12 protein-coding genes are annotated in these 12959 nt (G+C 64.9%); all 12 read right to left on the reverse strand.

The features are described 5' to 3' along the window. Positions 1-9: 9 nt before the first annotated feature. Positions 10-810 (reverse strand): indole-3-glycerol phosphate synthase TrpC, encoded by an 801-nt coding sequence (gene trpC, locus P7F68_RS12440; protein WP_002928602.1) that lies wholly within the window; start codon positions 808-810, stop codon positions 10-12. Further along, the gene (gene trpD, locus P7F68_RS12445) at positions 807-1847 is read right to left on the reverse strand and encodes an anthranilate phosphoribosyltransferase (RefSeq protein WP_277833535.1); all 1041 of its coding nucleotides are present in this window, start codon (positions 1845-1847) and stop codon (positions 807-809) included. The genes trpC and trpD overlap by 4 nt, the downstream gene beginning before the upstream one ends. 21 nt (positions 1848-1868) lie before the next feature. After that, a complete protein-coding gene (locus tag P7F68_RS12450) occupies positions 1869-2456 on the reverse strand; it encodes an aminodeoxychorismate/anthranilate synthase component II (protein WP_277833540.1) in 588 nt (195 codons plus the stop codon). Positions 2457-2518: 62 nt separating this feature from the next. Further along, complete coding sequence (gene trpE, locus P7F68_RS12455; RefSeq protein ID WP_002928589.1) at positions 2519-3991, reverse strand: anthranilate synthase component I; 1473 nt, start codon at positions 3989-3991, stop codon at positions 2519-2521. Between the two features lie 261 nt (positions 3992-4252). After that, complete coding sequence (locus P7F68_RS12460) at positions 4253-4933, reverse strand: phosphoglycolate phosphatase (RefSeq protein ID WP_002928588.1); 681 nt, start codon at positions 4931-4933, stop codon at positions 4253-4255. Then, positions 4930-5625: a ribulose-phosphate 3-epimerase gene (gene rpe / locus P7F68_RS12465; RefSeq protein WP_270069283.1), complete on the reverse strand. Its 696-nt coding sequence runs from the start codon at positions 5623-5625 to the stop codon at positions 4930-4932. The genes P7F68_RS12460 and rpe overlap by 4 nt, the downstream gene beginning before the upstream one ends. 70 nt (positions 5626-5695) lie before the next feature. Further along, positions 5696-8056: a GspE/PulE family protein gene (locus P7F68_RS12470; RefSeq protein ID WP_277833544.1), complete on the reverse strand. Its 2361-nt coding sequence runs from the start codon at positions 8054-8056 to the stop codon at positions 5696-5698. A gap of 68 nt (positions 8057-8124) precedes the next feature. Beyond that, entirely contained in the window at positions 8125-8892 is a 768-nt protein-coding gene (locus P7F68_RS12475; protein WP_277833552.1) for an MBL fold metallo-hydrolase, read from the reverse strand. Between the two features lie 121 nt (positions 8893-9013). Then, the gene (locus tag P7F68_RS12480; protein ID WP_002928571.1) at positions 9014-9745 is read right to left on the reverse strand and encodes an FHA domain-containing protein; all 732 of its coding nucleotides are present in this window, start codon (positions 9743-9745) and stop codon (positions 9014-9016) included. A 151-nt stretch (positions 9746-9896) separates the two neighbouring features. Beyond that, positions 9897-10790, reverse strand: coding sequence for a succinate--CoA ligase subunit alpha (gene sucD / locus P7F68_RS12485; protein ID WP_002928570.1), 894 nt, complete (start codon positions 10788-10790; stop codon positions 9897-9899). Between the two features lie 12 nt (positions 10791-10802). Then, positions 10803-11963, reverse strand: coding sequence for an ADP-forming succinate--CoA ligase subunit beta (gene sucC / locus P7F68_RS12490; protein ID WP_277833555.1), 1161 nt, complete (start codon positions 11961-11963; stop codon positions 10803-10805). A 234-nt stretch (positions 11964-12197) separates the two neighbouring features. Further along, positions 12198-12764, reverse strand: coding sequence for a DUF2889 domain-containing protein (locus P7F68_RS12495; RefSeq protein WP_277833557.1), 567 nt, complete (start codon positions 12762-12764; stop codon positions 12198-12200). Positions 12765-12959 lie beyond the last annotated feature (195 nt).

Raw genomic sequence — 12959 nt, forward strand, 5'->3', positions numbered from 1 at the left:
TGCGCTCGATCAGCCGCCGAACAGGGCCTTGAGCTCCAGGCCCGGATCCGGCGCACGCATGAAGGCCTCGCCAACGAGGAAGGTATGCACACCCTCACCCTGCATCAGCGCAACATCCTCGGCACGCAGGATGCCCGATTCGGTGACGACGATGCGACCGGCGGCGCCACTGGCGATGCGCGGCAGCAGGTCGAGCGTGGTCTGCAGCGAGACCTCGAAGGTGCGCAGGTTGCGGTTGTTGATGCCGATCAGCGGTGTCTGCAGCTGCAGTGCCTGCTCGAGCTCGGCGCCGTCGTGGACCTCGACCAGCACCGCCATGCCCAGCGCCTGGGCGATCGCCTCCATGTCGCGCATCTGCGCAAGGTCGAGACAGGCCGCGATGAGCAGGATGGCGTCTGCCCCCATCGCGCGCGCCTCGAAGACCTGGTAGGGATCGACCAGGAAGTCCTTGCGCAGCACCGGCAGCGCGCAGGCCGCACGTGCCGCCTGCAGGTATTCGGGGGCGCCCTGGAAGAAGCCGCGATCGGTCAGCACGGACAGGCAGGCGGCGCCGGCCGCCTCGTAGCTGGCGGCGATGGCGGCCGGGTCGAAGTCGGCACGGATCACGCCCTTGGAAGGGCTGGCCTTCTTGATCTCGGCGATCACCGCGGGCAGTCCACCCGCATGGCGGTTACGAATGGCGGCAACGAAACCACGTGCAGGGGGCTCGGCCTCGGCCAGCGCGCGCACGACGACGAGCGGTGCCGCAGCCGACGCGGCCGCGACCTCCTCGACCTTGACTGCACAGATCTTCTGCAGGATGTCGCTCATGCTGCGACTCCGAACTGGCGGGTGAAACGTACGAAGGCATCGAGCTTGGCACGTGCCGCGCCGCTCTCGATCATCTCGCGCGCGCGCGCCACGCCAGCGCCGATCGACTCGACCAGGTTGGCGGTGTAGAGCGCGACCCCCGCGTTCAGGACGACGATCTCGCGCGCCGGCCCGGCACGGTTTTCCAGCGTAGCGAGCAGCACGGCGCGCGATTCGTCGGCATCGGCGACACGCAGGTTGCGCGTACCGGCCATCTGCAGGCCGAAGTCCTCCGGGTGGATCTCGTACTCGCGCACCACGCCGTCCTTGAGCTCGCCGACCAGGGTCGAGGCACCGAGGCTGACCTCGTCCATGCCGTCCAGGCCATGCACGACCAGCACATGGTTGGCGCCCAGACGCTCCATGACGCGCGCCTGGATGCCGACGAGGTCGGGATGGAACACCCCCATCAGGGTGTTGGGCGCGCCCGCTGGATTGGTGAGCGGACCGAGGATGTTGAAGATGGTGCGCACGCCCATCTCGCGCCGCACCGGCGCGACGTTCTTCATCGCACTGTGATGGTTGGGCGCGAACATGAAGCCGATGCCGGTCTCCTCCACGCAGGCGGCAACCTGCTCGGGGGTGAGGTCGAGCCTGACGCCGAGCGCCTCGAGGACGTCGGCCGCACCGGACTTGGACGACACGCCGCGCCCGCCGTGCTTGGCCACGCGCGCACCGGCCGCGGCAGCGACGAAGATGGTGGCGGTCGAGATGTTGAAGGTGTGCGTGCCGTCGCCGCCGGTACCGACCACATCGAGGAAGTGGTCGTGCGGTGGTTTGACCACCACCTTGGTGGACATCTCGCGCATCACAGTGGCAGCGGCGGTGATCTCGCCGATGGTTTCCTTCTTGACGCGCAGTCCGGTGAGGATGGCCGCGGTCATCAGCGGCGAAACCTCGCCCGCCATGATCTGGCGCATCAACGACAGCATCTCGTCGAAGAAGATCTCGCGGTGCTCGATCGTGCGTTGCAGGGCTTGCTGGGCGGTAATCGTCATGTCGTGTTCTCCGACCGGTACTCAGGCGGCAGCCGGCAGTCGCGCGTCGCGGTCGAGGAAGTTCCTCAACAGCTCGTGGCCGCATTCGGTGAGGATGGACTCGGGGTGGAACTGCACGCCCTCGACGTCGAGCGTGCGGTGGCGCACACCCATGATCTCGCCGTCGTCCGTCCATGCGGTCACTTCCAGACAGTCGGGCAGGCTTGCGCGTTCAATGGCCAGCGAGTGGTAGCGCGTGCAGGTGAGCGGATTGGGCAGGCCGCGGAACACCCCTGCGTCGAGGTGGTGCACCGGCGAGGTCTTGCCGTGCATGAGCTTTCGCGCATGCACGATGCGCCCGCCGAAGGCCGCGCCGATGCTCTGGTGGCCAAGGCAGACGCCGAGGATGGGCAGCTTGCCGGCAAAGGCCTTGATTGCCGCCACCGAGATCCCGGCCTCGGCCGGCGAGCACGGCCCCGGGGAGATGACGAGCTGGTCCGGCTGCATGGCCGCGATCTGTTCGAGCGTGATCTCGTCGTTGCGGAACACCTTCACCTGCGCCCCGAGCTCGCCGAAGTACTGCACGAGGTTGTAGGTGAAGCTGTCGTAGTTGTCGATCATCAGCAGCATGGTCTTCCCTTCGCGAAGGCCGGCCGCGGCCGGCTTCGTCAATATGAACGGCGCCGAGGCGCTCAGACGCGGGTGTCGAGGCCGCCCTCGGCCATTTCGGCAGCGCGCAGCATGGCGCGCGCCTTGCTCTGGGTTTCCTGCCATTCCGACTCGGGGTCGGAATCGGCGACGATGCCGGCACCGGCCTGGACGTGGATCTGACCATCCTTGACCACCGCGGTGCGGATCGCGATGGCGAGGTCCATGTCACCATGAAAGCCCAGGTAGCCCGCCGCCCCGGCATAGATGCCGCGCTTGACCGGCTCAAGCTCGTCGATGATCTCCATCGCGCGCACCTTTGGGGCCCCCGACACGGTGCCTGCCGGGAAGGTGGCGCGCAGCACGGCGAGCGCGTTGAGACCTTCCTTGAGCCTGCCCTCGACGTTGGAGACGATGTGCATCACGTGCGAATAGCGCTCGATGGTGAAGCGCTCGGTGACCTTGACGGTACCGGTCTCGGAGACGCGACCGGCGTCGTTGCGGCCAAGGTCGAGCAGTTGCAGATGCTCGGCACGCTCCTTCTCGTCGGCGAGGAGCTCCTGCTCGAGCGCGAGGTCCTCGGCCACCGTGGCGCCGCGCTTGCGCGTGCCGGCGATCGGGCGCACGGTAACGACCTCGTCCTCGAGCCGGGTGAGGATCTCGGGCGAGGCGCCGACGACGTGGAAGTCCTCGAAGTTGAAGTAGAACATGTAGGGCGAGGGGTTGAGCGAGCGGATCGCTCGGTACAGCGCCATCGGGCTGGCGGCGTAGGGCTTGCTCATGCGCTGCGACAGCACGACCTGCATGACGTCGCCATCGACAATGTACTGCTTGGCGCGCCGCACCGCGTCCTTGAAGGCGTCCTCGCCAAAGCTCGACACCGCCGCGGCCGGTTCGGCACGCACCTCGTCAGGGATCTGCACCGGCGCACGCAGACGGGCGAGGAGTTCACGCAGGCGCTTCTGCGCACGCTTGTAGGCGCCGGGCACCTCAGGTTCGGCATACACCACGAGGGTGAGCTTGCCGCTGAGGTTGTCGACGATGGCGACCTCCTCCGAGAGCAGGAGCAGGATGTCGGGCGTGCCGACCGGATCGGGCTTGTCGGCCTTGGCGAGCTTGGGCTCGATATAGCGCACCGTGTCATAGCCGAAGCAGCCCACCAGGCCGCCCGCAAAACGCGGCAGGTGCTCGCGCGGCGGCACCTTGATACGGTTCATGAACTCGGCGACGAAGTTGAGCGGGTCACCATAGTCGCGACGCTCGACCAGGCGATTGCCGGTGAGCAGCAGCGCAGAGCGCTCATAGACCTCGATACGGGTAGGCGAGGACAGGCCGATGAAGGAGTAGCGCCCGAAGCGCTCGCCGCCCTGCACGGATTCGAGCAGATAGGTGTAGGGCTCGTTGGCGAGCTTCAGGTAGATGGACAGCGGGGTGTCGAGATCGGCAAAGGTCTCGAGCGTCAGCGGGATACGGTTGTAGCCCTCGGCGGCGAGGGCATTGAACTCTTGTTCGAGCATGGCGGCTCCACGTGCAGCAGATTGTTCTTCGGACGGTGCAGCGAATGCGGGGACAGGTTGGCGACAGGGTGCAGGCTGGCCTGCAGCGTGCGCCGCCCCGCGACAGGGTTGGCGTTCAGTGGCCCAAAGGCCAACGCCAAGCGCCGCGCCAGCAGGACTGGACGGTGAGGCAGGTGGCGGATGCGGAGCTGACCCTGTGTGCGAGCGTCACGATGGCGATCTGTCGTGGAGGTGAATGGTGAGGGGGCGCAGCCCCTGTATTCATGCCGTAGCGATGTACTGCAGCGCCTCGGTGGCGATCGATAGTAGCCCATCGCATTCGATGGTGTCCACCGGCACGCCCTCGCTATAGCCATAGGTCACCAGCAGCACCGGCATGCCCGCAGCCTGTGCGGCAAGCGCATCGTTGGCCGAGTCGCCGATCATCAGTGCATCGGCCGTTGCAACACCGAGCCGCTCGCAGGCCAGCCTGACCACCGCGGGGTCCGGCTTCTTCACGTCAAGCGTGTCGCCACTGATGACGGTGTCGAAATGGTGCGCGATACCCATGCGCTCGAGCAGCGGCAGGGAGAAGGCCTCGGCCTTGTTGGTGACCACTGCCAGCTTGAGTCCAAGTGCACGCATCGCATCGAGGGTATCCGTTATACCCGGGTAGATGCGCGTCCGCGCACCATTGACCACCGCGTAGTGGCGGCGAAACACGCCGATGGCGACGTCGATCTCGGCATCGCTGGCCTGCGTGCCCTCGGTCATGCAGCGCCGCACCAGGTTCGGGATGCCCTTGCCGACGAAGCTGTGGATCTCGTCCTGGCTGCGCAACGGGCGCCCGAGCTCGGCGAGGGTGAGGTTGGCGGCATCCGCGAGATCGGTAATGGTGTCTAGCAGGGTGCCGTCGAGATCGAAGAGCACTGCGCGGGCGGCAAAGCGCGGCCGCGCGCTCATGCCGCCACCCCCGCGAGCTCGCTGCGCAGCGCACCGATGATCGAGTCGTAGCGATGCGGGTCACTGTCCTTGCCGGCACCGAACACGGCCGATCCGGCAACGAAGGTGTCGGCGCCGGCACGGGCGATCTCGGCAATGTTGTCGGCCTTCACCCCGCCATCGATCTCGAGCAGGATGCGCCGCCCGCTGCGCGCCGCGTAGGCGTCGATCTTCTCACGCGCTGCACGCAGCTTGACGAGCGTCTCAGGGATGAACTTCTGCCCGCCGAAGCCTGGGTTGACGCTCATCAGCAGCACCACATCGAGCTTGTCCATGACGTGGTCCATGTGGTGAAGCGGCGTGGCCGGGTTGAACACCAGCCCGGCCTGACAGCCGGCATCGCGGATCAGGCCCAGGCTGCGGTCGATGTGTTCGGAGGCCTCGGGATGGAAGGTGATGACATTGGCGCCGGCCTTGGCGAAGTCGGGGATGATGCGATCGACCGGTTTCACCATCAGGTGAACGTCGATCGGCGCCGTTGTATGCGGGCGGATGGCCTCGCACACCAGCGGTCCGATGGTGAGATTGGGGACGTAGTGGTTGTCCATCACGTCGAAGTGAATCCAGTCGGCGCCAGCGGCGATGACGTTGCGGACCTCTTCGCCGAGGCGGGCAAAGTCGGCGGACAGCAGGCTGGGGGCGATACGGTACATGGCGAACTCCGGGAGGGCTGAGGGCAGCCCCGATTCTACCCGCCTCGCTGCCCCCGGCGCCCGCCGCGCGTCAGCGCACGCAGACCTTGCGCACCTGGCGAATGTCGGTGATGCCGGCCAGGATTTTCTCGATGCCATCCTGGCGCAGCGTGCGCATGCCCTCGGCAAGCGCCTGACCAAGCACCTGCTCGACGCGACCACGCTCCTGGATCAGGCGCTTGATCGCATCCGAGCCAAGCATCAGCTCATGCAGACCAACGCGCCCTTTATAGCCCTCGGTGCAATGCTCGCAGCCAACCGCCCGGTAGAACGTGAAGCGCCCCTCCTTGTCCGCGAACTCCGCCCGCCAGCGCTCGAGGACCTGCTCACGAGCGCGTTCCGGGTCTGCGCTGAACGCGGGCGTCAGGTGCATGTCCTCGCAGTACTCGTCGAGCAGATGCCCGATCTCCGCCGCATCCGGCTCGTAGCGCTCACGGCATTTGCCACAAAGGCGCTTTGCCAGGCGCTGGGCGAGCACGCCAAGGAGCGCATCGGAGAAATTGAACGGATCCATGCCCATGTCGAGCAGACGCACCACCGACTCGGGCGCACTGTTCGTATGCAGGGTGGAGAACACCAGGTGGCCGGTGAGCGAGGCTTCGATACCGACCGATACCGTCTCGTGATCGCGCATCTCGCCGACCATGATCACATCGGGATCGGCGCGCAGGAAGGCGCGCATCATGGTCGCGAAGTCGATCCCTGCCTTGCGGTTGACCTGCACCTGGCGCAGTCCCTTCTGGGTGATCTCCACCGGATCCTCGACCGTCCAGATCTTGGTGTCCGGCGTGTTGATGTGGCGCAGGATCGAATGCAGCGTGGTGGTCTTGCCCGAGCCGGTGGGGCCGCACACGAAGAAGATGCCATAGGGCTTGGCGATCGCAGCCTTGAGGCGCTCGAGATTGAACGGTAGCAGGCCAAGCTGATCGAGCGGAATGGGCTCGTTGCTCGCCAGCAGGCGCATCACCACGTCCTCCATGCCGCCCTGGGTGGGCAGGGTGGCGACCCGCAGCTCGATATCGAGCGGCGCGAACTTGCGGAACTTGATCTTGCCGTCCTGCGGGCGGCGGCGCTCGGCGATGTCCAGGTCGCACATGATCTTGATGCGGGTGATCAAGGGGTTGCGATAGCTGGCCGGAACCTCGATGTAGGGCACCAGCGAGCCGTCCTTGCGGAAACGGACCAGGGTCTTCTCGCGCCCCGGGCGAGGCTCGACATGGATGTCCGAGGCGCCCTGCCGGTATGCGTCTATGATGATCTTGTTGACCAGCTTGACCAGTTCATTGTCGGCCGCTGCCGTGACATCGTCCTTGAGCGACGGACCATCGTCATCGTGTTCCCCGAGGTCGGACAGCAGGTCGGTGACCGAGGCGTCATCGAGGGTGGCCCCGAAATACTGCTCGACCGTACGCTCGAAGTCATGCGTCGTCGTCACCCGGAAACTCAGGCGCTTCTTGAGCAACACGTTCTGCGCCACCCCGGAACTGCGCACCTGCTCGGGGTCGACGCACAGCACCACCACGCCCTCGTTGCTCTCCTCGTAAGGCAACCACAGCATCTGCTCGACGTACTCGCGCTTGATGTTGCGCAGCAGGTCCATCGGCTTGACATGATTGGCCACGAAGGGCTGGTAGGGCACGCCGAAGAAGCGCGCCGCAGCGGCACCGAGCTCGGCGTAGGACAGGCCGAACTGCTCGACGAGCAAGGTCTCCACCGACGTGCCGCTCGCCCGCCCCTCGCGCGTCGCATCGGCGAACTCCTCGGCGGTGATGCGGCCGTCGGCAACCAGCGCATCGAAGCGCGAACGCAAGCGTGCGGGCTGGCGCGTATGCCTGAGAAACGCGACGCCGAGCGTCTGCGCCAGTCCGAGCACGCCCTCCTCGGCCACCTTGGAAAAAGGCTGGCCGTTTCGCGTGTTGATCAACTGCACCACGCCAAGGAGGCTGCCTGTGTCGGGATCACGTATCGGCGCCACCAACATCTGCCGCGAGTGAAAACCAGTGCTTGCGTCGACTTCGCGCCGCAACTTCAGCCCGGGCGAAATCGCACGCAGCTCGGAGTCGTCGTACACATCGCGCACGTTGACGAGCTCGCCGCTCAGCGCGACGTAGCCCGCGATGCTGTTCTCCCCGATCGGCAAGCGGATGCTCTGCACCCCGCTCAACCCGGTCTTGACCCGGGTCACGATCGAGCCCCCACCCTCCTCCACCGCGTAGATGGTGAAGCGCTCGGCCTCGAACAGCTCGCACAACTGCGGCGCCAGCTCGAGCATGATCTCCTCGACATCCTTGCTGGCATGGATGCGGTTGGTCAGCGCCTGCAGGCCCTTGAAAAAGGAGAGACGGCCGGACACGGCACGGCCCTGCGTCGTTGCAGCAGAGGATTCACTCATGGTGCTCAGCTCATTCAGCGATTGGTCGGCGACTGCACGCCCGCACGACGAAGACGGGCAGCAAGAAGCTAGAACTCCAGCACGTCGCCCTGCTCGAGGCGGCGAAGCGCCAGTACTGGAAGGCCAGCGCGCAATTCTTCCATGATGCGCGAACTGCCGCCAGGCTTCAAATGGCTGATATGAACGACCGGTGCGACGTTCAGTTCCGCAAGCACAGTCAGCGACATGCTCGGGCACAGGTGGCGCGACGCCAGCGCAAGCCCGTGCTGCTCGTCGGCAAACGCCGTCTCCAGGATCAAGTGGCGGAGCTGCGGCTGGGCGTTGATCGCGTCGATCAACTCGGGACAGTAGGCGGTATCGCCGGAAAACACCAGCTGCCCGCTACCGCTGTCGAGGCAGAAGGCGACCGCCGGTACCGTATGCCGCGCTGGCAGCGCAGTGATCCGACGTCCCCTGAGGTCGACATGCTCACCCACCATCATGGGCTGGAAACGCATGAAGGGTTGGTGTTGGTCCGGGATGGCCGAGAAGTCCGGCCAGACGAGCCAGTTGAAGATATGAGAATGCAGGATCCGGATCGTCTCTGGTGTCGCGTGCACCAGCAGTGGCTTGCTGCGCAGCTCACCGACCGAATCAATGAGCAGCGGCAAGGCCGCGATGTGATCCAGATGGGCATGCGTCAGGAAGACGTGGTCGATACGGGACAGGACCTCGAGCGGCAGATCGCCCACGCCCGTGCCACAATCGACGAGGATGTCATCGTCGACAAGGAAGGAGGTGGTCCGCGACTGCGACCCCCCGATTCCACCACTGCAGCCGAGTACTCTGAGCTTCATCACCCCATCCACCCGAATCGCCGGCCGCCTCCGCGCGCTGCAAGTCGATTCCTCATGACTGCAAAACGTAACACCGCGCACGGCCCCTGCGCGCGGAATAAAATCACGTCAGTAGACCGACTCAGGTGCGCAGGAAGAACTCCATCTTCACCCCGGCCAGTTCGATGATGTCATGATCATCGAGATGGCGCGCCTGCGCATCGATCGCCTTGCCATTGACGAGCGGAAAACTCGCACCCTCGACATGGGTGATGAAATAGCCATGCGGCCGACGGGTGATGACGGCGACCTGGCGACCTGGCTTGCCGAGTGTGGTCATCGACTTGGTCAGTTCCAGTTCGCGGCCGGCATTCGCACCACTGAGCACCTGAATCACGCCGACGAGATCGGTCGCGGCGGCTTGGGGCGTGCCTGGCTGCTGCCGCGCAGCGGCAGCCACAACCTGGGTTTCCGTCGGCGCAGGTCCGGCTGGCGCGGCCGTCACATCGGTGCTCACGCCCGGCATCTCGAAGGCCTTGAGCGCCGCGGTATCGACCATCTCCGACTGCGATGTGCCCGGCTTGGCATCGTCGGCGATGAACTTGATCCTGTACTTGCCTAGCTCGATGACGTCGTTGGCGCGCAGCACGTTCTTCTTGACTGGCTGACCATTGAGGTAAGTACCGTTGGTGCTGTTCTGGTCCTCGAGAAAGGCATCGCCGGTGATGCAGGTGATCACCGCGTGATGACCGCTGATGGCCAGGTTGTCGATCTGGATGTCGTTGTCGGGCTTGCGCCCGATGGTGGTGCGCTCCTTGTTGAGCGTCATCTCCTTGAGCACCAGACCATCCATGCTGAGGACCAGTTTCGGCATGCACCTACCCGTTCAATGATTGCTTCGACGACACCCGCGCGGCCTTGTGCCGGCGCGTGATCAACCTGCTCATTCTAACGCTGTCCCAAGGCGGGTTAACAAAAAAGGCGCCGGACCAGCCGGCGCCTTCGTGCAGGGACCCTGCAATGGATCAGAGCATGGCCTTGAGCAGCTTGGCCATCTCGGACGGGTTGCGCGTGACCTTGAAGCCGCACTCTTCCATGATGGCGAGCTTGGCGTCTGCGGTGTCAGCGCCGCCGGAGATCAGCGCACCGGCGTGGCCCATGCGCTTGCCAGCCGGGGCGGTGACGCCAGCGATGAAGCCGACGATCGGCTTCTTCATGTTTTCCTTGCACCACAGCGCGGCTTCCGCCTCGTCCGGGCCACCGATCTCGCCGATCATGATGACCGCGTCGGTATCAGGATCGTCGTTGAACATGCGCATCACGTCGATGTGCTTGAGACCGTTGATCGGGTCGCCGCCGATGCCGACCGCCGAGGACTGGCCCAGGCCAATTTCGGTGAGCTGGGCAACGGCTTCATAGGTCAGCGTGCCGGAACGCGACACGACGCCGATGCGGCCCTTGCGGTGGATGTGGCCGGGCATGATGCCGATCTTGATCTCGTCGGGCGTGATCAGGCCGGGGCAGTTGGGGCCGAGCAGCAGGGTTTCCTTGCCGCCGGCGGCGACCTTCTGCTTCATCTTGTTGCGCACGACCAGCATGTCGCGGACCGGGATGCCTTCGGTGATGCAGATCGCCAGGTCGAGGTCAGCCTCGCAGGCTTCCCAGATGGCGTCGGCAGCACCCGCGGGCGGCACGTAGATGACCGACACGGTGGCACCGGTCTCGGCAGCGGCTTCCTTCACCGAGGCGTAGATGGGGATGTCGAAGATCTTCTCGCCGGCCTTCTTCGGGTTAACGCCGGCAACGAAGCAGTTCTTGCCGTTGGCGTACTCCTGGCACTTCTCGGTGTGGAACTGACCGGTCTTGCCAGTGATGCCCTGAGTGATGACCTTGGTGTCTTTGTTGATCAGGATGGACATTCGAAGCTCTCCTTACTTGACCGCAGCGACGATCTTGGTCGCAGCTTCCGCCATCGTGTCGGCGGTGATGATCGGCAGACCCGACTCGGCGAGGATCTTCTTGCCGAGGTCTTCGTTGGTGCCCTTCATGCGCACCACGAGCGGGACGGAGAGATGAACTTCCTTGGCTGCAGCGACCACGCCGGTGGCAATGGTGTCGCAGCGCATGATGCCACCGAAGATGTTGACCAGGATGCCCTTGACCTTGGGGTTCTTGAGCATGATCTTGAAGGCTTCGGTGACCTTCTCGGTGGTCGCGCCGCCGCCGACGTCCAGGAAGTTGGCCGGCTCTGCGCCGAACAGCTTGATGGTGTCCATGGTGGCCATGGCCAGGCCGGCACCGTTGACCAGGCAGCCGATGTTGCCATCGAGGCTGATGTAGGCCAGGTCGAACTTGGAGGCTTCGATCTCGTCGGCATCCTCTTCGTCGAGGTCGCGGTAGGCGACGATCTCGGGGTGACGATAGAGCGCGTTGGAGTCGAAGTTGAACTTGGCGTCGAGCGCCTTCACCGTACCGTCACCCTCGTGGATCAGCGGGTTGATCTCGGCCAGCGAGGCGTCGGTTTCCATGTAGCAGGTGTAGAGCTTCTTGAGCGCATCCACGGCCTGGGCAGCCGAAGCGTCCGGCATGCCGATGCCCTTGACCAGCAGCAGCGCCTGCTCGTCGGTGAGGCCGACCAGCGGATCGACGAAGACCTTGATGATCTTCTCGGGCGTGTTGTGAGCGACTTCCTCGATGTCCATGCCGCCTTCGGACGAGGCCATGATGGCGACCTTCTGCGTGGCACGGTCAGTCAGGGCAGCGACGTAGTATTCGTGCTGGATGTCGGCGCCTTCCTCGATGAGGAGGTTGCGCACCTTCTGGCCTTCGGGGCCGGTCTGGTGGGTGATCAGTTGCATGCCGAGGATCTGGGACGCGTACTGGCGCACTTCGTCCAGCGACTTGGCGACCTTGACACCACCGCCCTTGCCGCGACCGCCAGCGTGGATCTGGGCCTTGACCACCCAGATCTTGCCGCCGAGTTCCTGTGCTGCCTTGACCGCGTCATCGACGCTGGTGCAATGGATGCCTCGCGGCGTGACGACACCGTACTTTCTCAGTACTTCTTTTGCCTGATACTCATGAATCTTCATGGTTGCCCTTCGTTCTAAGTCGCGACGGCCGACCCGCCGCAAACAGGTTGATGGCATGCTTCGGAGCGCGCGCTCCACGACCGGCGCCGTCTCCCTCGACCGTCGCCCGCCGCCAAGAATCGGGACCCCCCGACCCGACCCGCGGCACGCACGCAACACACGCGCCACGCCCGCAAGACTCCATAATTATAACCAGTTTTGCGCAGTGCACAGGGCCGGCCGGCGTACGGCCGCTCAGCCCCCTGCCCGCTCCTTGCCGGGCTGCGCACGGTACCACCTGGGATAGTATGCGCGGACCGCTGCCGCCGAGGTCTCGAGCGCATGACAACGATCGAGCTGGAAGGGCTTCACACCGTCATCCTCGTTGTCGCGCCGGAAGGTTGCAAAGGTCTGGATTGCCGCGGTCGGCAAGGACAGAAGCATTTCGGTCAGATGAGTACAGCCGCGCACGTCGGCGAACATCTCGCCCACCGTGCGACGAAAGCCGCGCACCAGGTTCAGGCCGATCAAGCCGCGATAGACAGGCCCGATCGTGTCGCACATCCCCGGGTAGGGCACGCCGTCCGAACAGGCCTCGGCATCGACGATGTCGAAGTTGTGGTCGATGGTGATGCGCACACGCATCAGATGCACCGGCTCGCCAGCCGGGCGCAGACCGGACGCAATCGGGTAATCGACATCCTTGACGTCGGTCAGCGAGGCCTCGAGTTCGTACAGGCCGTCGTCTCGCAAGAAGCCTTCGACTTCGATGCGCCGGGTGTGAAGGCGCCTGCGCGGCACCGCGGGGGCATTAAGGGGCATTGCGGTCCTCAGCGTACGCTAGCGTATGGATTGCTGCATCTTAAACCATTTCGCCGCACACCCGGAGCCAGGCCGCGGGCGACCTCGCAGCGGTCGAATCAAGCGCGCGACCCCCCAAAACATCACGCCTTGGCACATTTCTTCATACCCTGCGTGACGGCGACGCTGGAACACATACCAAGAGTCTGTTACAAC

The organism is Thauera mechernichensis, assembly GCF_029588855.1.
GTDB classification, from domain to species: domain Bacteria; phylum Pseudomonadota; class Gammaproteobacteria; order Burkholderiales; family Rhodocyclaceae; genus Thauera; species Thauera mechernichensis.